This window comes from Kitasatospora sp. NPDC018058 (assembly GCF_044327205.1).
GTDB lineage: Bacteria > Actinomycetota > Actinomycetes > Streptomycetales > Streptomycetaceae > Kitasatospora.
Genome location: NZ_JBIRFA010000032.1, coordinates 71,824 through 92,851, shown reverse-complemented (window position 1 = coordinate 92,851; position 21,028 = coordinate 71,824). Strand labels below are relative to the sequence as shown.

Sequence of the window (21,028 nt, the reverse complement as noted above, 5' to 3'; positions counted from 1 at the left end):
GCCCGCGCAGATACAGCTCGCCCTTGGCCCGCTGGTCCCGCCGCGCCAGCGAACCGAGCATCTCCGCGGCGAACGCCTCCAAGCGCGGGCGGACCGTCTCCATCTCCTCAGGTGTCACACCTGACAGAAGATCACAACCTACCGGACGACAATCAATCGGGGTACCTAACAAAGCCCTACTAGAGACTTCGTGACGGTCCGTCGGTGCATCCGGCCGGCCGTCAGGCAACCATCACCGAGCACACCGCCCCATCGATGGAGTCGCCCACCCGCCGCTGCCCGCGCTGCTCCTGCCCGGCCGATCCGGCTCGCATCGCCGGCTCGCTGCTCTCGGCCGCCGCGTGGACGTTCGCACTTTGCCCGCCCGGCGTGCCTCCAAAGCCGTTGTCGCGCTGCAGACCGGGCCTGCTGCGGAAGGCGGGGGAGCCGGAGGCACGGATCGACGCCGTGGCGACCTGGATCAGCGCCCCTGTTTCACGCCCGCGGAGCGGGTCGCCCTGGAGTTGGTCGAGGCCGTCCTGACCCCGCCCCCGGCCGGCACCGAGCGGGTCACCGGCGAGCTCTACGCCCGGGCCGCCGAGCACTACGACCCGAAGGCCCTGGCGACGCTGACGATCGCGATCGGGCAGGTGAACTTCTTCGTCCCGCTCGCCCTGATCGGCAAGCCGGTCCCGGGTGTGAGGCCAGCGGAGCAGTGGACCTGAACCCGGCCCGACCGGCTCCGCACCTGGCTGTCCGACCACCCGGCCGGCCACCCTTGCCCCGGATCGAGGCGCATCCCCTAAGGTAATCGGGTGCGTTCAACCGGGGGAAGGAAGCAGCACATGATGAGACGTCTTGTTCCATTGATCGCAGCGATGTTGGCCCTCGCCGCCTGCAGCTCGGCCGGGTCCGCCGGCCGACAGGTCAGCAGCGACGGCGAGCTGGCCTGCACGCTGGTGCGGATGCTGCCCGACCGGATGCCCGACCAGCCGGCCGGTGGCTCGTCGGACCACTCCTGGGACGTCGCGGTGGGCCGGCTGAACACGGCCGCAGAGCTGGCCCGGGTGGCCGCCCTGGAGGACACGAAGTACCAGCCGCTCGCCGACACACTCGCCACCGCCCGGCAGACGTTCTCCACCACCTTCGACATCCACCGTGCCGAACCGGGCATCAAGCAGGCGCGCACCCACTGCTGACCACCACCAGACCACCGCCGAGGAGACCGCTGTCAAGGCGGCAACCGTCCGCGCTGCGCGACGTCGGCGTCGATCCCTACCCGGAGCCGCCGCGCGGCGGCTCCGGGGCAGCCGTCCGGGGGGCGGCTGTCCGGCGGTGGGCGGCAGGACGGCCTCCCGCCCATCGAGGGTCCAGGCAGGCCGGGCCGATCTCGTCGAACGGTGGATCACGTCGCGCACCGTGTCCTCCTCGGCCTGGACCAGCTGGGCGATCACCGGAACCCGGTTCCCGCCGGCCGAGGCCAGCAGCATCATCGCCCGCCGGTGGCGCACCGTATTCGTGCTGCCCCGACGCACGATCCGCTGTAACTGCCGGCCTTTCTGGTCCGCGAGCCTTCGGACCCTGACCGGCTCTGCCACTCGCCTCGTTCCTCCGAGTTGAGACGTCTCGCGACATCCAACCGGCTCAAGCCCTGCCAGCGCCAACCCGGTGAACCTTCTCGGTCAGAGCACTAGGGAGTGACTCGCGGAGCTTTGCCAGGGCCGACGAGATCCACACGACTCCCTAACGGCGGACGTCCACCAGCACCTTGCCCATGGTCTCCCGCGCGGCCAGCGCCCGGTGCGCCCCGGCCACCCCGGACAGCGGTACGGTCCGGTCGATCCTCGCCACGAGCCGCCGCTCGGCCGCGAGTCGGAAGAGGCGGTCGGCGATGCCGGCGAACAGCGCCCGGTCCTCCAGGACGTGGTGCAGCCAGAAGCCCAGCAGCCCCGCCGAGCGGTCGGCCAGCTCGTCCACCGAGAAGCTCTCCTCCGGTCCGCCGCGGGCCCCGACCGACAGCAGCCGCCCGAACGGCGCCAGTCCGGCCAGCCCGGCGCGCAGCACCCGGCCGCCGACCAGGTCCACGAACAGGTCCACCCCACCCGACTCCGCGATCCGCCCGGCCAGGTCGGGATCCTCGGGGTCGAGGGCCCGATCGGCTCCCAACGACCGCGCGAACTCCCGCTTCGCCGGGGTGGAGGCCATGGCGAGCACCCGGCCCGCGCCCAACTCGCGTGCCAGCTGGACCGCAAGGTGGCCGACCCCACCGGCGGCGGAGGTCACCGCGACGGTCTCGCCCGGCCGCAGCCGCCCCGCCAGGGTCAGCGCGCCGTAGGCCGTCGCCCCCTGCTCCAGCAGCGCGAGCGCCTGCTCGTCGCCCACGGCGTCCGGCACCTCCACCGTGTACGCCGTCTCGGCGCAGGCCACCTGGGCGTACCCGCCGCCGGCGCGCAGCAGGGCGGCGACCCGCCGCCCGTCCCCGCGCCGCCGCCCGACCACGTCGGCGCCGAGCACCGCCGGCAGCGGGTAGCGCGCGTACTCGCCGGTGCGGCACTTCAGGTCCGCGTAGTTGAGCCCGGCCAGGGTGACGTCGATCAGCACCTGACCCGGGCCGGCCACCGGCTCCGGCACCGTCTCGGTGCGAAACTCCTCCGGCCCGCCGTAGCGGTGGATCACCACCGCGCGCATCCCGCTCACGGCCGTGTGCGGTCTCATCCGGCGAAGAGCGCGAGCAGCCCGGTCTCCAGGGCGCGGGTGGCTTCCGGGCTCTCGGCGATCACGCAGTACATCACCGAGCCGTCGGCGGGCGCGAAGTCGCAGCTGTACACCACGCCGGTGCCGGTCTCCGGGTCGAAGGCCAGGCCGGCCGCGTCGATCGCCGCCACGGCCTGCGCGAAGGACGGCACCTTGAGGCCGGCGAGCTCCAGGATGTAGCGCGCGTCGCGGTGCTCCTCGCGCAGCAGACGGCCGAAGTAGGCGTCGTGGAGGTGGCTGGAGCCGGTGAGCCGGCCGTTGGTCTCGTGGAAGTAGATCTCGCCCTTGGGGGTCAGCACGGCGTCCGCGCTGACCGTGCCCCGGTAGCCGATCACCCGCAGCGACTCGCACAACCGGGCGGCCTGGTCGACGAGTTCGGCCGTGACCTCGGCGTCCGGGGTGACCGGCGGGGTGATCTCCCCGATCACCACCGGTTGCATGACCATCTCGCCGCAGCCGGAGAGCACCACGGCGGTGTCGTCGATGATGAACTGTGCGTACAGCGGCGCGGAGTCGGCGAAGTACCGCTCCACCACCACCCGTTGGCCGCGCCCGCCGGTCAGCCAGGTCCACCGCTCGGCCACGTACGCGGCCACCGACGCCCGGTCCGGCAGCGGCACCACCCGCTCGGCGCCGGCCGCGTCCACCCGCTCGTCCCGGGCGAGGATCTCGTTGCCGAAGCCGCCCGCCTGGTACTCCACCTTCACCATCACGCTGTGCCCCTGCACCAGCAGGTGCTCGATGGCGGCCTCGACCTCCGCGGGCGAGCCGGCCACCGTCCCGGGCGGGATCGGCACCCCGGCGCCGGCGGCCAGCGCCCGGAACCCCGCCTTGCTGTTGACCAGGGCGTTGCCGCCCTGCGCGGCGAAGGGGTGGCCGGGCATGGCGTGCGCCATACCGAGCGCGGCCGCCAGCTCGGCCACCGCGCCGTTCGGCGAGATGGCCAGCACCTCGTCGACGGCGCGACCGTCCAGGGCGCGCCGCAACTCCGCGCGGAAGCCCGGGTCGGCCAGGCGGTCGGTGGTGAGCATCTGGTCGCCCTGCTCGCCCGGCGGCGGCACCACGAAGGTCAGGCTGTCGGCCCGCACGCCGGTGAGCCCGGTGACGTACGCCAGGTACTCCGGGTCAGGGCCCCAGGGCAGCACCAGGACGTCACCGTCCTCGGCCCACCACAGCATCCGCTGCGCCCCACACCCGGCGAACCGCTGCTCCAGCGGCGTCATCCCGGTGAGGTCCCCGACCATCTCCTCGGTGCGGTTGTTCGCGATGCAGAGCGTCGTCATCTGGTGGACTCTCCCGGTGTTCGGCGCTGTTGCGGCCCTGGTCCGACGCACGACACGGATGTGGCGTGCGCTACCGGTGTAGCGCACCGGGATTGTTCTGGTTCGGCCCTCGGTCATTGAACAAAACGCCGAACAACCGGCGGCCCGCCGTACTCCCCCGGTGACCGGGCCCTGACCTGCGCCGATGTGCGGGGCGTTCGGCCTCCCCCCACTACGGCGCAGCCGCCTCGCCCGGTGTCGCCGTCACCAGCGGTCGTGCACCTGCGGGCGGATCCGGCGGTCGTACAGCTCCCGGACGGCGTCCAGGGTGGCCGACGACAGCGGCGCCAGCGTGGCGGCGGCCGCGTTCGCCCGGGCCTGCGCCACATTGCGGGCACCGGGGATCACCGTCGTCACCCCGGGCTGCTGGATGATCCAGCGCAGCGCCGTCTGCGCGGCCGTCGCACCCTCGGGCGCGAGCGCGGCGAACTCCGCCGCCGCCTCGACGCCGGCCGCGAAGTCCACACCGGAGAAGGTCTCGCCCTGGTCGAAGGCCTCGCCGTGGCGGTTGTAGGTGCGGTGGTCGTCCGGGGCGAAGACGGTGCGTTCGCTGTAGCGGCCCGAGAGCAGGCCCGAGGCCAGTGGCACCCGCGCCAGGATCCCCACCCCCGCCGCCTCGGCGACCGGCAGCACCTGCTCCAGCGGCTTGAGCCGGAACGCGTTGAGGATGATCTGCACGCTCGCCACTCCCGGCCGCGCGATCGCGGTCAGCGCCTCCGCGCAGGTCTCCACGCTCACCCCGTACGCGGCGATCCGCTCCTCGGTGACCAGGGTGTCCAGGGCGTCGAACACCTCGTCCGAGGAGTAGACCGGTGTCGGCGGGCAGTGCAGCTGCACCAGGTCGAGCCGGTCCACGCCCAGGTTGGATCGCGAACGGTCGGCCCAGGCACGGAAGTTGGCGAGGTGGTAGTGCTCGGGCCGCTGCTCGACCCGGCGCCCGAACTTGGTGGCGACGAACACCTCCGCGTCCGGGCGGTCCTTCAGGTAGCGGCCGATCAGCCGCTCGCTGCGACCGTCACCGTAGACGTCGGCGGTGTCGAAGAGGGTGACGCCCGCCTCCACGGAGGCGTCCAGCACGGCCAGGGCGTCCTCCTCCCGGACGTCCCCCCAGTCCGCACCGAGCTGCCAGGTGCCGAGTCCGACGACCGAGACGGGACGGCCGGTGCGGCCGAGTACGCGCTGTTCCATGGGGCGAGCCTCTCACGCCGCGCGGGACGCGATGAACCGACCACGCGGAGCGGGCGGGAACCGGCGAGGGCTCCCGGCCGCCCGCATCGAGGTGGGTCACGCCGTGGCGAGCGAGACCTCGGTGGACTTGATGAGCGCGACGACCGACGAGCCGGCCGACAGGCCGAGCTCCGTCGCGGCGTCCTTGGTGATGGCCGCGGTCAGCTCACCGCCTTCGACGGACACCTTCACCGTCGCCATGGCCGCCCCCGCCGCCACATCGACCACCGTGCCGGGGATCTGGTTGCGGATGCTCAGACCGGCCACCGGTCCGGTCGCGAGCGAGACCTCCGTGGACTTCACCATGGCACGTACGGCAGCACCCTCGGCGAGGCCGAGGTCCTTCACCGCGTCCGCGGTGACGGCGGCCGTGATCTCCTGACCGCCGTCCAGGCGGGCCTTCACCGTCGCCATCGCCTCACCCGTGGTGACCGAGGTGACGGTGCCGGGGAACTGGTTGCGGATGCTCAGGCTCATGGGAACCGACCTCACGAGAGGGCGAGCAGGAACTCTGCCTGCCTTGCGTTGACCACCGTAATCACCTGGTCGGAAGCCTGCAGAGGCCTGGTCGCGCGTGCGAGTGAGCGACACCGGATCCGCCCGCAGATCGGAGGGCACGCATCCGCGGCCGACCAGGCCTCCCGCTCTTCGAACAGTTTGGTGGCGGCGGCGTCGTGGTGCGCGCCGGGTCCATCGACGGCGGTATCGGCCTCACCCTGCGGACGACATGACCGAACAAGGGACACCGATCCGCAGGGGCATCACTTGAGTTCTCACGTGAACCGGCCGGGTCGGCCGCACGATCCCACACGCAGGTCGCCCCGGCCGGCCGTCAGGCCCGCCCGGCCTACCAGGCGGCTCCGGCGTACGGGCGGGACCACAGCGACACCGGGAGCGTGACGGCCTTGAACCACGCCTGGTGCATCGCCTCGACCTCCTCCTCCGCGTGTCCCTTGGCCGCGAGGAACGGCCGCATGGTCGCCGTGATCGGGTGGATGAACGCGATCGGGTAGCGCAGCGGCACGTGTGGGACGGACCGCGCGCCGTCGGTGACGTTCTTCTTCGCCGCCGTGGCTGACCGAACGGTCCTGCGGTGTGAGAACCTACGGTCGGTAGTCGCCGGGGGCGTCGGACACGGAAAGCGATGGGGGCGCAATGGGATCGAGCGGGCCTGTGGGGGCGGGGCTGGCTCCGTTGGAGACCGCCGGTCACCTCCTGGAGAAGATCCGGCAGGGCAACGAGTACGCCCGAGGGAGGAAGAAGCGTTTCCGGCTGGCCTCCTCGGCGTTGAAGGTGCTGACGCTCTCGCTCTCCGCCGCCTCAACGATCATCCTCGGCTTGCAGAGCCTGAACTTCTGGGCCGGCCTGGCCTTCGCCCTGGTGGCAGTGGTCACCCTGCTGGGGGCCGTCGAGTCGTTCTTCAACTGGCGGTCGCGCTGGGTGTTGATGGAGGAGACCCAGTACCGGTTCCAGCGTCTCGCCGACGAGCTCGAGTACCTCATCGCCTCGACGCCCGCCGCCGATCTCACCCACGATCGGATCCAGCCGCTCTTCGACGAGTACCAGAGCGTGTGGGCGCAGCTGAGCGAGGGTTGGCTGCAGGAGCGCCGCACGCTCGCCGCCTCGTCCGGGAGCCAATGAGCCGTCGGCTCCCCGGGATCCGACCTGTCCGGATCGTTGGCGCGGCCCCCGTGGCTGTATAGACTCCCCCGGCTGACCGAACATCAGCTTCCGTTCGGGCAGGAACATCGCAGCATCGCGGCACCACCCAGGACACCAGGCACGATCCGCCGACGACCATGGGGGTCTCCATGCAGTTCCGCGCCAGAGCGCCGCTCGCCACCGCGACCGCCGTACTCGTCCTCGCCGTCGTCGCGGGCGGCACCCCGGCCGGCGCGAGTACGGGCGGTGCGCCGCTCGCCCTGATCTCGCCCGGCGATCCGTACGCCGCCTGCGACATCAGCGCGGACGGCCCCGGCACCAACCACCCGTCCGCGGAGGACGAACCGTACGCGGCCGCCAACCCCCGCGACCCGGCCAACACGATCACCATCTACCAGCAGGACCGCTGGTCCAACGGCGGTGCCCGGGGCCTGAGTTCGAGCTACAGCACGGACGGCGTCCACTTCACCCAGACCGCTCTGCCCTTCACCCACTGCGCGCCGGGCGGACTGCCCTACCAGCGGGCCTCCGACGGCTGGGTGAGCTTCGGTCCGGACGGCACCGCCTACGCCAGCGCCCTGATCTTCGACGCCACCACGGCGCGCAGCGCGGTGGCCGCCGCCACCTCGACCGACGGCGGGCGCAGCTGGCAGCACGTCACCGAGCTGATCAGTGACAACGACCCGGCGATCACCGACGACAAGAACGCGGTCACCGCCGACCCGGTGCACCCGGGCGTCGCCTACCAGGTCTGGGACCGGATCGACCAGGCCACCGAGCCCACGCCGGTCTTCGACGGACCGGGCTACATCTCCATCACCCGCGACCACGGTCGCACCTGGTCCCAGGCGAAGCCCTTCGTGGTCACCGGCACCACGCCGAACACCCAGACCATCGGCAACCAGATCGTCGTCGATCCCCGGACCGACACGCTCTACGACTTCTTCGACTCGATCACCTTCACCGACGCGACCGCCAACACGGTCAGCGACGTGCACTACGGCATGGTCAGCTCCACCGACCAGGGCCGCACCTGGAGCCAGCCGGTCCGGGTCACCGCCGACACCTCCGTCCCCGAGGTCCACCCGAACGCGCCCACCGACGCCACCAAGTCCCTCCGGGCCGGCGCCGGGCTGCCCAGCGTGGCCATCGACCCGCAGACAGGTGAGCTCTATCTCGCCTACGAGGGCTCGGAGTTCACCGGCGGCCAGTACGACGCGATCCAGCTGGTGCACTCCACGGACGGCGGCCGGACCTGGAGCGGCCCGACCCGGCTCAACCAGGCGCCGGGTGCCCCGGCGTTCACCCCGTCCATCACCGTGACCGCCGGCGGCACGGTCGCCGTCAGCTACTACGACCTGCGCTACCTCACCCCGGGCAACACCACCACCCTGCCCACCGCCGCCTGGCTGCTCAGCTTCCCGCGCGGCGGCGAGAACAGCCCGGTCGAGCGGCAGATCTCGCCGGTCTTCGACTGGCTCCAGGCGCCCTACGCCGGGGGCCACTTCCTCGGCGACTACCAGGCCCTGATCAACGACGGCCACCAGATCCGCCCGGTGATGGTGACCGCCGGCACCGACCCGTTGAACTCCACCGACGTGTACAGCGGTCGCTTCAAGCCCGGCACCCTGCGCAACCCCGCCGCCGGTTCGCCGGCCGCGCGGACCGCCCACGCCGCCGGCCCGCGCACCGTCCAGCACCTGCGGCGCTGAGCCGTTTCGGTCCGCCCGTGGGGACGGTCGTCACGGCCAGTGCCTTCGACCTCGTGATCGGTGGCTGACCCCTCCTCGGTTCCACGGCAGTGGAACACCCCGCGTCCTGCGGCTCCTGAGCCCGGAGCCGCAGGACGCCACGTTTCCCGGGTCGTTCCGCGCACCCGACGGGATCCTCACCGCGTCAGGTCGTGCGCCGGTTGGGTGGGGTCCCGCCACCGCCGGGCGATGCGGGCTCGACGGTGGGGACGGACGGCGCCGGTCGGGCCGGGCCGATCAGGCCGCCGGCAGTGGCTGCGGGGCCGTCGGGCCGGTGTAGCGGGCGGACGGGCGGATGATCTTGGGATCGGCGGCCTGTTCCAGGATGTTGGCGCTCCAGCCGATCGCGCGGGCCGCGGCGAAGGTGGGGGTGAACATCTCCCTGGGCAGACCGCACAGGTGCATCACCACACCGGCGTAGAACTCCACGTTGGTGTGGAGTTCGCGGCCCGGCTTCAGCTCGGCCAGGATCGCCTCGACCTGGGCCTCCACCTGGACGGCGAGGTCGACCAGCTCGCCGCCGAAGGACTCGGCGACCCCGCGCAGCATCCGGGAGCGCGGGTCCTCGGTGCGGTAGACCGCGTGACCGAAGCCCATGATCCGGTCGCCGGCCAGGACGTGCTCGCGGATCCAGCCGTCGATCCGCTCCGGGGTGCCGATCGCGTCCAGGGTGTCCAGCGCCCGGCTCGGCGCGCCACCGTGCAGCGGCCCGGAGAGCGCGCCCAGCCCGCCGACCAGGCAGGCCACCAGGTCGGCCCCGGTGGAGGCGATCACCCGGGCGGTGAAGGTGGAGGCGTTGAAGCCGTGGTCCACCGTCGAGATCAGGTACTGCTCGATCGCCCTGGCCTTGGCCGGCTCGGGCTCCTCGCCGGTCAACATGTAGAGGTAGTTGGCCGCGTAGCCGAGGTCGTCGCGCGGTTCCACCGGCTGCTCGCCCCGCTGCAGCCGGTGCAGGGCGGTCAGGATGGTGGGCACCAGCGCGGTGGCGAACAGCGCGTCCTCGACCCGCCGGTCGGGCGCGGTGTCGTAGAGCGGCCGGATGCCGCGGTCGGCGGCGGCGATCGAGAGCGCGGCGCCCAGGGCGGTGAGCGGGCCGCCGTGCGCGGTGCTCGCCGCCAGCGCGGGCAGCACCGGGCGTAGCGCGTCGGGCAGTCGGCGCAGCGGTGCGGTGCGGGCCAGGAAGGCGGCGCGGTCGGACGCCCCGGGCAGCTCGCCGAGCAGCATCAGCTGCCAGACGTCCTCCAGGGTGCGCTGCTCGGCGAGCTCGATCGCCGAGTACTCGCGGTAGCGGTAGAAGCCCTCCAGCCCGCGGACGTCGCTGAGTTCGGTCTCGGTGACCACGACGCCCTTGAGGCCGCGCGGGACCTCGATTTCGGTGGTGCTCGGCATGGCGGCAGCCCTTCTGATGGGTGCTTCGGGTGACGTTCTGTACTCTCCGATCATTGATCCACATTGTCAACGTTGATTGAAATCAATGTGGAATACTATGGATCATCATCGAGGCGCGGTACGAGGACGAGGGCAGACCATGGCCGAACGCTTGACCACCCAGCAGGTCGCCGAGCAGCTCGGGGTCAAGGTGGAGACGGTGTACGCCTATGCCAGCCGCGGCCAGCTCAGCAGCGAGCGGGCGCCGGGCGGCAAGGGCAGCACCTTCGACGCCCGCGAGGTGGCCGAGCTGGCCGCCCGCGGCCGCCGCACCGCGGTGCGCCCGGCCGCCGCCGGCGAACCCGTCACGGTGCGGACCGGGCTGACCCTGATCGAGAACGGCCGGCTCTACTACCGCGGCCGGGACGCCACCGAGCTCGCCGCCCGGCACGGGTTCGAGGCCGCGATCGGCTGGCTCTGGGGGCTGGGCACCGACGCCCCGGTGGTGCTGCGGGTGCCGCCCGCCACCGCCGAGGCGCTGGCCCGGGCCGCCGCCGCGCTGCCCGACGGGATCCGGCTGCCCGACCGGCTGCGGATCTCGGCCACCGTCGCCGCCGCGCTCGACCCGCTCCGCTTCGACCTGCGCGAGCAGACCGTGCACGCGGCCGGGGCGGCACTGATCGCCGGGATGGTGGAGGCGCTGCCGCGCACCGCGCCCGACCCCGGGCCCGACGCCTCGCTGGCGGCGCGGTTGTGGAGCCGACTGGCCACCGCCGCGCCCACGCCCGAGGCACTGGCCTGCCTGGACCGCGCCCTGGTGCTGCTCATCGACCACGAGCTGGCGGTCTCCACGGTGGCGGCCCGGGTGGCGGCCTCGGCGCGGGCCCATCCGTACGCGGTGGTCTCCGCCGGGCTCGGCGCCACCGACGGCCCGCTGCACGGCGCGGCCAGCCCGCTGGCGCACCGGATGCTCGGCGAGGTGCTGGCCGGCGGCGCCGTGCCGGTGGTCTCCGACTATCTGCGCACCGGCCGACCGATCCCGGGGCTCGGCCACCGGCTCTACCCGGAGGGCGACCCCCGGGCAGTGGCGCTGCTCGACGCGGTGGGCCGGCTCGACGGCGGTGCGGCCGTGGTGGCGGCGGTCGCCGAGGTGGAGGCGGCGGCGGGCCCGGCCGGGCGACCGGCGCTTCGAGCCAACATCGACCTGGCACTGGCCGCCATGGCGCTGGCCACCGGGCTGCCGGCGGAGGCCGGCGAGGTGGTCTTCGCGGTGGCCCGCACTCCGGGCTGGCTGGCCCACGCGGTGGAGGAGTACCGCGAGGAGCCGCTGCGGATGCGGGCCCGCGGCGGCTACACCGGGCCGCGCCCCTGAGGCCTGTCTTCAGACTCCCGCAGGCGGGAGTCTGAGGACGGCCCTAGGTCATGCTGTCGGCCCGGTGGCGAGAAGTGCCGTGATCTCGTCGGCGAGGTGCGGGCCGAGCTCGCCCCAGCCGTCCTTGTAGCCGTAGACGCCGGCCAGGGTCCGGGCCTCGTAGTCGCCGTTCATGATCTCGATGTCGTCGGCGGTGATGAGTGCCGGGTGGGCGACGCCGACGGCCGCCGAGACCTTCATCAACTCCTTGCGCAGGGTGCGCAGGTAGGCGGCGGCCCGGTCGGCCTTCGAAGCCGGGTCGAGCCCGCGGGCCAGCCACGGGTTCTGGGTCGCGATGCCGGTGGGGCACTTGTCGGTGTGGCACTTCTGCGCCTGGATGCAGCCGATCGACAGCATCGCCTCACGGGCCACGTTGATCATGTCGGCGCCCAGGGCGAAGGCGACCGCGGCGTTCTCGGGCAGACCGAGCTTGCCGGAGCCGATGAAGGTCAGATCGTCGGTCAGACCCAGCTCGGCGAAGGTGCCGTAGACCCGGGAGAAGCCCATCCGGAACGGCAGCGACACCGAGTCGGCGAAGATCCGCGGCGCCGCCCCGGTACCGCCCTCGCCGCCGTCGACGGTCACGAAGTCGACCCCACGGTCACCACGCGCCATCAGCGTGGCCAGCTCCCGCCAGAAGCCCATCTCCCCCACCGCGCTCTTGACCCCGACCGGCACACCGGTCTCGGTGGCGAGCAACTCGACGAAGTCGAGCATCGAGTCGACGTCGCTGAACGCGGTGTGCCGCGACGGGGAGGCGCAGTCCTCGCCGACCGGGATGCCGCGGATCCCGGCGATCTCCGGGGTCACCTTCGCGCCCGGCAGCATCCCGCCCAGCCCCGGCTTGGCGCCCTGGGAGAGCTTGATCTCTATCGCCTTGACCGGGGCGCCGGCGACCACGTCCTTGAGCTTGTCCAGGTTGAAGCTGCCGTCCTCGTTGCGGCAGCCGAAGTACGCCGTGCCGAGCTGAAGGACGAGGTCACCGCCGTTGCGGTGGTACGGCGAGAGGCCACCCTCGCCCGTGTTGTGCATCGCGCCCGCCAGCGCCGCCCCCTTGTTGAGCGCCGTGATGGCCGCGCCGGAGAGCGATCCGAAGCTCATCGCCGAGATGTTCACCACGCTCGTCGGCCGGAACGCCTTCGCGCGCCCGCGCGGCCCGCCCAGCACCTTGGCCGAGGGCAGTGGAGCGAGCGGGTCGTGCGCGTCGGGCAGCGAGCCGGCGAACGTGCGCTGCTTCAGGTAGGCGTGCCCCTGTACGTGCTCGACGTCGACTTCGGTGCCGAAACCGAAGTAGTTGTTCTCCTCCTTCGCCGACGCGTAGATCCAGGTGCGCTGGTCACGACTGAACGGGCGCTCCTCCTCGTTGGAGGTCACGATGTACTGCCGCAGCTCCGGCCCGATCGTCTCCAACAGGTACCGGGCGTGCCCGATCACCGGGAAGTTCCGGAGCAGTGCGTGCCTCTTCTGGATGAGGTCGCGGGCAGCCAGAAGCGCCACCGCTGTCGCGGCGGCCGCGCCGATCTTCCGGGCTTGCATGGACGTTCCTCCTCGATGCACGGCGCCATCGCCGTGCGGTGGAGCCGTTGGGTCGTCTTGACTGTTGGACGGCGGGCACACGGCCGGGCGGCAGCGTCCGTCGATGGTGCGAAATGATGGTAAGAGGCCTCGCCGAGAGGCCTGCGGCCAGGGGGCTGCTCCGGGGCCCGTCCTCGCCCCGGCCGGGGCGAGGGGATGGTCTCCGGCACCGGATGCTCAGGCGCCGCTCCGTGAGGAGGCCACGCCCCGACAGCCTCATCGCCCCACTCGCGTCCCAGCGGTTCCAGGGGCACCTTTCCCAACTCACCGTCAGAGCCGCGTTCTGGCTGATTTCCGAGGTTGAACCAGAATTCGTGCGCTACCCGTTTACGGTAGGGAGAGGGCGCGACCCAGGCCCACCGGCCCTTCGAGGCCGGACTGAACGTGCCCGTACTACTCACGCAGACGTCGACACGGATGTCGCTGCAGACGACTTGGAGTTCGCCATGAGAACGCTCAGAGCACGTCAGTCATTCGCCGTTCGGTCAACCTACTTACCCTCGGGGTTACTGTGACTTCAAAGCACGTCTCCATTGCCATCGTTGGCGGAGGCCCACGCGGCCTCAGTGTTCTGGAACGAATCTGTGGGTTATCACCGATCCACTGGGACAGCCTGTCGATTCACCTGATCGACCCGAATCATCCGGGCCCGGGGGCCCATCACCCGAGCCAGCCGAGCCATCTGCTCATGAACACCGTCGCCGGTCAGGTCACGATGTTCCGCACCGGCGACTCGAAGGCCGCCGGGCAGCCGATCTCCGGCCCCAGCCTGGCCGAGTGGGCCGGCGTGCCCGAGAACACCTACCTGCCGCGCAGCGTCCTCGGCCGCTACCTGGCCCACTCCTACCGGATCCTGCGCAGGCAGGCCCCTGACACGATCAGGATCCATGAGCACCGGGCGACCGCCCAGACGCTGCGGGCACTGAGGGACCGATCCTGGGTCCTCAACCTGTCGGACGGCGCGATCGTCGCCGCGGACTTCGTCTTCCTCACCACCGGGCACGGGACGAACCACCCGACGACGGAAGACCAGTCGGTCCAGCAGTTCGTCGCCGACCATCACCGGGCCAACCCCCGGCTGCGCTACATCCGAAACTGCTATCCGCTGCAGAAACTCGACACCATCGAGCCCGGCGCGCGCGTCGCCGTACGCGGTATGGGGCTGTCGGCGATCGACGCGGTCGCCAGTCTGACCGTCGGACGCGGCGGACGGTTCGTGCCGGGATCGGACGGGGAGCTGACCTACCGTCCCAGTGGGGACGAGCCGCGGATTCACGTCTACTCGCGCAGTGGCCGAATCTTCTCTCCCCGGGCAGTGAACCAGAAGACGCCGGCAGACGTGTACCGGCCCTCGTTCCTGACGGCGGACGAGCTGCGGAACCTGCGTCTGACCAACGGCCGGCTCGACTTCGAGAGCCACCTGCTTCCCCTGCTGCGGGCCGATCTGCGAACGGCCGCCGAATCGGTCGGAGGAATATCGGACCTTCGAGAAGTCGAGTCCGTACTCCGCCGCCCCGAGCCGGGCCGGCCCAGGATGCTCGGGGAATACCAGTCGGCACTCGTCGATTTCCTCGGGACGGACGAGCGTCGCGCCGCCGAGGGAAATCTGCGGAACCCGGTCAAGGCGGCCGCCGACGCCCTGCGCGACCTGCGGGACGAGCTCCGGCGGGCCGTCGAGCACCGAGGCCTGACACCGGCCTCGCACCAGAGGTTCTGCCAGGTGTACGCCCCAATGATGAACGCGGTGGCGGCCGGACCACCCGCCTCCCGATCGCTCGAGTGGCGCGCGCTGTTCGGCAGCGGGATCCTGCGCCTCGGGGCGGGACCGGGGGCAACGGCCCGACTGGACCCGGACAGCGCCGAGTTCGTCCTCGAGAGCGCTCTGCAGTCTTCGCCGTCGACCCGCTGTGACGTGCTCGTCGGAGCGAGTGTCGATCCGTTCCTACCGGAGCAGGACACCTCGCCGCTGACGCGGTCACTCCTGTCCGCCGGACACGCCCGCCCCTTCGCGAACGGCTGGTTCCGGCCCGGTGGTTTCGACATCGACACCGCCGGACGGCTGATCGACGCGAACGGCTCCGTCGTGCCCAACATCTGCGCGCTCGGCCACATCACCGAAGGCCCGCACTACTTCACCAACATGCTGCCGGCTCCCGGGATCGACTCCCGGATCACCGCGGATGCCGCCGCGGCCGTCCAGGCCATGGTCGACCACCTGCTCAGGCCGCAGCGGCCCCCGCAGCACTCGACCACCGCAGCGGGCCCGTCGGCCCTGACGGAGCGGCAGGCCTGACGTCCGCCCCGATGATCCTCCCCCGCCCTCGGCCGGGGCCCTCATCTCCCCGGCCTGAAGGCCGGGATTCCCTTGGAGACAACCATGACCACCACCCAGCAGGGTGTCCGATGGATCGAGCCCTTCACGGCAACGGGCGACCACGTCACGCTGATCCCGCTCGAAACCGAGCACGAGGCCCAGCTCATCGAGGCCGTCGAGGACGGAAAGGTCTGGGACACCTGGTTCGCCGCGGTGCCCTCCCCCGACGGCATGCGGCAGGAGATCGAATGGCGTCTCGGACTCGCCGAGGAGGGACGGATGGTGCCCTTCACGGTACTCGACGCCCACGGTCGGATCGCGGGCATGACCAGTTACATGAACGTCGACGCCGGCAACCGCCGGTTGGAGATCGGGCACACCTGGTACCGCAGGAGCGTGCAGCGCACCTCGCTCAACACCGAGGCGAAACTGCTGCTGCTCGGGCACGCCTTCGAGCAGCAGGACTGCATCGCGGTCGGCTTCCGGACCGCCTTCTTCAACGCTCCGAGCCGGCGCGCGATCGAACGACTCGGGGCGAAGCTCGAGGGCATCTGGCGCAACCATCTCATCCTGCCGGACGGGACCCTGCGGGACACCTGCTACTACAGCGTCATCACCAGCGAATGGCCTGCGGTGAGGCGGCACTTGACCTGGATGCTCGACCGCGCCGGCACGTCGCCGGCAGCCGAGCCGGCGTCCGGTTCGCCGGCCGAGTCGGCATAGTGTCGCGTGATCCTGACGCCGCCCCCGGGTCGATGTCACTGAGGGCCGAGACCGCCGTCTTCCTGCTCGGCCTGTGCGCACTGCTCAACATCTACTCCACCCAGCCGTTGTTGCCCGATCTCGCCCGGGACCTGCACGTACCCGTCGAACAGAGCACCTGGACCATCACCGCGACGACACTGGGCGTCGCGGTGATGGCGCCGTTCGCCGGCTCGGTCTCGGACTACCTGGGCCGCAAGCGGGTGATGGTGACGGCGATCGCCGCGTCGCTGGCCGCCACCCTCGCCTGCGCGGTGGCCTGGAGCTTCGCCGCCATGCTGGTGTGCCGGTTCGCTCAGGGCCTGTTCATCCCGTTCGTCTTCGCGGTCGCGGTCTCCTACGTCGCGGAGGAGTGCACCGGTCCGGCGGCGCAGGGGGCGAACGCCCTCTACGTCTCCGGCACGGCGTTCGGCGGGTTCTGCGGGCGATTCCTCTCGGGCGCGGTGACCGCGCACTTCGGTTGGCGGTCCTCGTTCATCGGGATGGCTCTCGTGCTGCTCGTGACACTGGCGGTGACCGCGGCCTGGTTGCCCCGGGAACGGCGGTTCCAGCGTTCGGACTCGCTGCTGGCGAGCGTGCAGGGCATCGGCCGGCACTTCGGCAACACCCGGCTGCTCGGCACCTGCTTCATCGGGGCGTCGATCCTGTTCCTTCAGGTCGGGTCGTTCACCTACGCGGGGATGTTCCTCGCAGACCCGCCGTTCGGACTGAGCAGCTTCGAGATCGGCGCGGTGTTCGCCGTCTTCCTGGTCGCGGTGGTCGTCACGCCGCTCACCGGCCGCCTGATCAGCCGCATCGGTCGGCTCAGAACGTTCGTCCTGGTCAGCCTGGTGTCCCTGGCCGGTCTCGGCCTCACCCTCATCCCGTCCACCCCAGCCGTGATCGTCGGCTTGGCGGCCTCGTCGACCGGAGTGTTCTCCGGCCAGGCCTGCGCCATCGGCTATGCCGCCGAAGCCGGCGGGCCCGCCAAGTCCAGCGCGGTCGGGCTGTACCTGACCTCCTACTACGCCGGCGGCAGCATCGGCGCCGTCGCACCGTCCCCCCTCTACACCGCCGCCGGGTGGAGCGCGTGCGTCGGCCTGCTGGCCGCTGTGGTCGGCGCCGGTGCCCTGGTGGCGCTCGCCGCCTGGTCGGCCGGCACCGGCCGACCCCATCGAATCGAGGAGCCCGCTTATGACTGATCCGACCGCCCGGCCTGACCTGCGTCCGGCCGACCTGAACGGACGGGACACGTTCTACTGGCTCTGCCAGCTGGACAAGGCCTCGACGGTCATGACCGTCGAGGAGGGGATCGCGCCGCGGGACGTCGGTGCCCGGACGGCCGCCGCGATCGCCAAGGTCGCCTCCGACGCCGAAGCGCCCGGGGCCGACCGGCCGACCGACTACCTGCACGTCGAGCCACTGGTACGGCGGCTGGTGGGACCGGACAGCTCCCGCATCCACTCGGGGCGAAGCCGTCAAGACATGCTGCCCACCGTCTACCGGCTGCTGCTGCGAGACCGCCTCGTCCTGGTCCATCGCGGGCTCGGTGAGCTGCGCGCCGGCCTGCTCACCCTCGCCGAGCGGTACGGGTCGGCGATCGTGCCCGCCTACACGAACGGCGTCCAGGCCCAACCCACCACCTTCGGGCACCTCCTTCTCGGTTACGAGGCGACCCTTCGGCGCTCGGCCCTGCGCCTGGCCGAGGCCTATCCGCGCGTCAATCTGTGCCCGCTCGGGGCGGCCGCCCTGGCGACCTCGAGCTTCCCGGTCGACCGGGTACGGCTGGCCGAGCTGCTCGGCTTCGACGCGCCGGTGCAGAACTCCTTCGACGCGGCCCAACTCTCCCCGATCGACGTCGGGTTCGAGGTGGCGGCGGGTGCGATGACACTGGCGTTGTCGATCGGGACGTTCATCCAGGACGTGCACGCGCAGTACCACCACGCGCGGCCGTGGATCACCCTGGACAACACCGACCTGCTGAGCCCGAGCACCTTGATGCCGCAGAAGCGCAACCCGGTCGCGCTGAACCGGGCTCGGTTGCTGGCCAGCGAGGTGATCGGCGACGGGGTCTCGACGGCGCTCGCCGCGCACAACGTGTGCTCGGGGCTGACCGACTACAAGCGGGCCGAAGCGCAGCGAACCCTCGACCGCACCATCGCGCTGCTCGGGGAGGTGAACGCCATCGTGGGCGGGCTGCGATTGAACGAGGAGGCCGCGCTCGACGAGGTGCGGTCCGACTACTCGACGACCTCGGAGTTGGCCAACGTCCTGCAACGCGACTTCGACATCCCCTTCCACGTCGGCCATCGGTTCGCCTCCGCTCTGGTCACGTACGGGCGCGGCGGTGGACTGACGGTGGAGCGGCTCGACTTCGCCGAGGCCAAGCGGCTCTACCGCGAGATCGCGGTCGGGTTCAGCATCGTCGGCGATGAACTCCCGATGACCGAGGCGCAGTTCCGTGGCGCACTGGACCCGGTGGCCATGGTCGCCTCCTACCGCGGACTCGGCGGCCCGCAGCCTGCCGAGTTCCAGCGGATGCTCGCGGCGGCGCGGGAGGCGGTCCGGGCCGACAGGTCGTGGATCGACTCGGTGGCAGGGGGCCTGAGTGCGGCGGAGGCCGCGATGGAGGCGAGCTTCGGCGAACTGGCCGGGTGAGTTCCGCGCGGGCGGACGTCCGGCCGGCCTTGATCCACCACCGTCACCGGTCGTGGATCAGGGCCACTCGTGCTCTCCACGACAGGGCTCGCCCGAGCCACAGTGCGGACAGGCCGACGCCGACCAATTGTCATGACTGAAACAGCATTCGCCCGGGCATACCATCGATAGCCCACCGACGGGCCCGGCTGAAGCTCCCCCACGAGCACAACCGGGCCCTTGGCCGGCGACCGGGCCTGGGCGTGACTCCCCCCACGGAGTGACGGCCAGGCCCGCCTCTGTTCTACCAGCGACACGCAGCGTACATGTCATATCCACGTAACGCTACCGCGCGGCACCGGACACCTGGCGACCCGGCGGGAACCCGCCCACCCGACCCGGGGGTCCCGGCGATTCGCGGGTGCCCCCCGACGCGCCCCCCGAGTCGCCGTCCGGGAGATCGACGACCCTGGCGCGCGTCAGCCGACGCGCAGCGTGAGGACCGCGGTGTGCACTCGCCCGTCAGTCTGGAACTGCAGGTAGACCCGCCAGTTCCCGGGTTTGCCGAGCAGGGCGTAGAAGCTCAGCGTCGGCCCACCGTGGTCGCCGTCGACGCGGGTGATGGGGTGGAGGTGGGCCAGTGCCTGGTCCCCTTCGTGGAAGGCGCTGAGGTGGGCGTAGCTGTCGAGGTACGGCTGGAGGTCGGTGACCGGCCGGCCGTTCTCGCTGATGGTGGCGGTGAGCGGGCCTGCCGTGCCGGCCGTCAGGTCGCCCCGGACGGCGACCGTGTACCCGTCGACCGTGGTGCTGTCGGTGGCGGCGGGCAGTGGCGCCGGGTTGGCGTCGCCGGGCACCGTCACGGTGCGGCTGAGGACGAATTCGCCGCCCTTGCGGGGGCCGGTGTTCGGCGTGAAGGAGGCGTACAGCCGCCAGTCGCCCGGTTCGAGGGCGGCCAGGTCGGCGGTCCAGGTGCCGTCGGCGGCCATCGTGGGGTGCAGGTGCTGATAGCCGGTGAGGTCTGAGCGGATCGCGTAGAAGTGCAGTCGTTCGCTCTGGACTTCGGCGAAGTCGGTGACCGGCTTCCCGTCCGGCCCCATGACGGTGAACGGATAGCTCACCGCCTGGCCGACCGGGAGGCCGGTGGCCCGCGAGTCCAGGCGGTAGCCGTCGTGTTCGGCGGCGAGCCCCTCTCCGGTCGTCATGCCGGGCATCCCCGCCATGCCGGTCACGCCGGATGACACCGCGCCGGGCATCCCCGCCATGCCGTGGTCCATACCCGGCATGGCGGAGCGCTCCGAGTGCGCGGACGAGCTTCGCGCGGGCAGCACGAGCAGGGCGATCGCACCGACCGCCAGCACGAGGGAACAGGCCCAGAGGAAACGGTGTCCCATCCAACGATTGCTCACTGCGAGCCCTTCCTGCGTCCTTCGGCCGATCAGGCCGCGATGCCCAGGAGATCCGAAAGGCCCGGCGTCGATAACGGAAAATCGACAACGGAAAGGGAAGCCGCCGCGTCGCGATCGCGGGCTGCACCACCCGCTGAGCCGGCCGGGCCCGCCCGCCCTGAGGCAGGCCCGGGGCTGTCGGCCGTCAGCTGACGGCCGCCGTGGCGGCCGTGGCGACGGTCACCGCAGTGATGGCCGCGACGGCGACGCGCATGTTCCGGATCGCCTGACCGACGGACTCGCCCGCCCAGTCGCCCGCGGCGATCTCCGCGAAGCGCAGCTCGACCCGCGCACGGGGGAGGTCGGGGAAGGCCAGACCGTGCAGCCGGGCGGCGTGCAGAAGGGCTATCAGGGTCGCGGTGCGGACGTCGGGCGCCTTGTGATGCCGGATCACGGAGGCCAGTCGCCCGCGCAGTTCACGCTCGACGGAGCCGTCCGCCTCCGGATAGCGTCGGACCGGGAAGAGACCGAGGAGCCGGTGGCGCTCCTCGACCACCAGGCCGCGCTCGCACAGCCGCCGCACGGTGGCACGGACCGCCGTGGGGTGGTCCTTGGTCAGCCAGTCCGCCGCCTTCGCCTTGCCGGGAGCCTTGCGCCCGACCCACTCGGCGAGCCGCTCCAGGCGCTCGTCGAGCAGCGGGTCGCCGGTCGGGGTGTGGTCGGTGACGCTGACTCGGCCTTCGTCGAGCGCAACCCGGCCGGCCAGCGCGAGGTCGGCGAGGAGGCCTCCCGCCACCGCCCATCCGGCGTTCGAACCGTCCTTCGCCACACCGGACTCGTCGTCCAGTGAGAGCAGCATCAGCTCCTCGGCGAGGGTGACGTGCATGTGCCATTCCTTTCCC

General features: G+C 71.7%; 18 protein-coding genes and 1 pseudogene. 9 read left to right on the top strand and 10 right to left on the bottom strand.

The window, feature by feature from the left end:
* Positions 1-503: 503 nt before the first annotated feature.
* Positions 504-704, top strand: a complete 201-nt coding sequence (locus ACH4E7_RS33570; protein WP_396252929.1) for a hypothetical protein — start codon at positions 504-506, stop codon at positions 702-704.
* 120 nt (positions 705-824) lie between these two features.
* Positions 825-1,178, top strand: a complete 354-nt coding sequence (locus ACH4E7_RS33565) for a hypothetical protein (protein WP_396252928.1) — start codon at positions 825-827, stop codon at positions 1,176-1,178.
* A gap of 145 nt (positions 1,179-1,323) precedes the next feature.
* On the opposite strand, the pseudogene ACH4E7_RS33560 reads toward ACH4E7_RS33565, so the two are convergent.
* The 6 genes and pseudogenes from ACH4E7_RS33560 to ACH4E7_RS33535 all read right to left on the bottom strand — a co-directional run.
* Positions 1,324-1,577: pseudogene (locus ACH4E7_RS33560) on the bottom strand (helix-turn-helix domain-containing protein); the annotation flags it as partial.
* Positions 1,578-1,722: 145 nt separating this feature from the next.
* Positions 1,723-2,667, bottom strand: a complete 945-nt coding sequence (locus ACH4E7_RS33555; protein WP_396252934.1) for a zinc-binding alcohol dehydrogenase family protein — start codon at positions 2,665-2,667, stop codon at positions 1,723-1,725.
* 23 nt (positions 2,668-2,690) lie between these two features.
* Positions 2,691-4,016 carry a peptide ligase PGM1-related protein gene (locus ACH4E7_RS33550; RefSeq protein WP_396252927.1) on the bottom strand — a complete coding sequence of 442 codons (1,326 nt, stop codon included), beginning with the start codon at positions 4,014-4,016 and terminating at the stop codon, positions 2,691-2,693.
* A 243-nt stretch (positions 4,017-4,259) separates the two neighbouring features.
* Positions 4,260-5,243 (bottom strand): aldo/keto reductase, encoded by a 984-nt coding sequence (locus tag ACH4E7_RS33545; protein ID WP_396252926.1) that lies wholly within the window; start codon positions 5,241-5,243, stop codon positions 4,260-4,262.
* A 96-nt stretch (positions 5,244-5,339) separates the two neighbouring features.
* Entirely contained in the window at positions 5,340-5,759 is a 420-nt protein-coding gene (locus ACH4E7_RS33540; protein ID WP_355671621.1) for a TOBE domain-containing protein, read from the bottom strand.
* 370 nt (positions 5,760-6,129) lie between these two features.
* Positions 6,130-6,306 carry a protoglobin domain-containing protein gene (locus tag ACH4E7_RS33535; RefSeq protein WP_396252925.1) on the bottom strand — a complete coding sequence of 59 codons (177 nt, stop codon included), beginning with the start codon at positions 6,304-6,306 and terminating at the stop codon, positions 6,130-6,132.
* Positions 6,307-6,476: 170 nt separating this feature from the next.
* Here ACH4E7_RS33535 and ACH4E7_RS33530 point away from each other — a divergent pair, with 170 nt between their 5' ends.
* Both ACH4E7_RS33530 and ACH4E7_RS33525 read left to right on the top strand, forming a co-directional pair.
* On the top strand, positions 6,477-6,923 hold the full coding sequence (locus ACH4E7_RS33530; protein WP_396252924.1) for a DUF4231 domain-containing protein: 447 nt from the start codon (positions 6,477-6,479) through the stop codon (positions 6,921-6,923).
* A gap of 158 nt (positions 6,924-7,081) precedes the next feature.
* On the top strand, positions 7,082-8,656 hold the full coding sequence (locus ACH4E7_RS33525) for a sialidase family protein (RefSeq protein ID WP_396252923.1): 1,575 nt from the start codon (positions 7,082-7,084) through the stop codon (positions 8,654-8,656).
* Positions 8,657-8,932: 276 nt separating this feature from the next.
* On the opposite strand, the gene ACH4E7_RS33520 is transcribed toward ACH4E7_RS33525, so the two are convergent.
* Positions 8,933-10,084, bottom strand: coding sequence for a citrate synthase/methylcitrate synthase (locus ACH4E7_RS33520; RefSeq protein ID WP_396252922.1), 1,152 nt, complete (start codon positions 10,082-10,084; stop codon positions 8,933-8,935).
* Positions 10,085-10,223: 139 nt separating this feature from the next.
* On the opposite strand from ACH4E7_RS33520, the gene ACH4E7_RS33515 reads away from it, so the two are divergent.
* A complete protein-coding gene (locus ACH4E7_RS33515) occupies positions 10,224-11,435 on the top strand; it encodes a citrate synthase (RefSeq protein ID WP_396252921.1) in 1,212 nt (403 codons plus the stop codon).
* Between the two features lie 48 nt (positions 11,436-11,483).
* Here ACH4E7_RS33515 and ACH4E7_RS33510 read toward each other — a convergent pair whose 3' ends face one another.
* Positions 11,484-13,010, bottom strand: coding sequence for an FMN-binding glutamate synthase family protein (locus ACH4E7_RS33510; protein WP_396252920.1), 1,527 nt, complete (start codon positions 13,008-13,010; stop codon positions 11,484-11,486).
* Positions 13,011-13,560: 550 nt separating this feature from the next.
* Between ACH4E7_RS33510 and ACH4E7_RS33505 the strand changes: the two genes are divergently transcribed.
* The 4 genes from ACH4E7_RS33505 (at position 13,561) to ACH4E7_RS33490 (ending at position 18,762) form a co-directional block, all read left to right on the top strand.
* Positions 13,561-15,342, top strand: coding sequence for an FAD/NAD(P)-binding protein (locus ACH4E7_RS33505; protein WP_396252919.1), 1,782 nt, complete (start codon positions 13,561-13,563; stop codon positions 15,340-15,342).
* Between the two features lie 84 nt (positions 15,343-15,426).
* The gene (locus ACH4E7_RS33500) at positions 15,427-16,086 is read left to right on the top strand and encodes a GNAT family N-acetyltransferase (RefSeq protein WP_396252918.1); all 660 of its coding nucleotides are present in this window, start codon (positions 15,427-15,429) and stop codon (positions 16,084-16,086) included.
* A 32-nt stretch (positions 16,087-16,118) separates the two neighbouring features.
* Complete coding sequence (locus ACH4E7_RS33495) at positions 16,119-17,306, top strand: MFS transporter (protein ID WP_396252917.1); 1,188 nt, start codon at positions 16,119-16,121, stop codon at positions 17,304-17,306.
* Positions 17,299-18,762, top strand: a complete 1,464-nt coding sequence (locus ACH4E7_RS33490; RefSeq protein WP_396252916.1) for a lyase family protein — start codon at positions 17,299-17,301, stop codon at positions 18,760-18,762. The genes ACH4E7_RS33495 and ACH4E7_RS33490 overlap by 8 nt, the downstream gene beginning before the upstream one ends.
* Before the next feature lie 458 nt (positions 18,763-19,220).
* On the opposite strand, the gene ACH4E7_RS33485 is transcribed toward ACH4E7_RS33490, so the two are convergent.
* The gene (locus ACH4E7_RS33485) at positions 19,221-20,132 is read right to left on the bottom strand and encodes a hypothetical protein (RefSeq protein WP_396252915.1); all 912 of its coding nucleotides are present in this window, start codon (positions 20,130-20,132) and stop codon (positions 19,221-19,223) included.
* 199 nt (positions 20,133-20,331) lie between these two features.
* On the bottom strand, positions 20,332-21,012 hold the full coding sequence (locus ACH4E7_RS33480) for a GPP34 family phosphoprotein (RefSeq protein ID WP_396252914.1): 681 nt from the start codon (positions 21,010-21,012) through the stop codon (positions 20,332-20,334).
* Between the last annotated feature and the right edge of the window lie 16 nt (positions 21,013-21,028).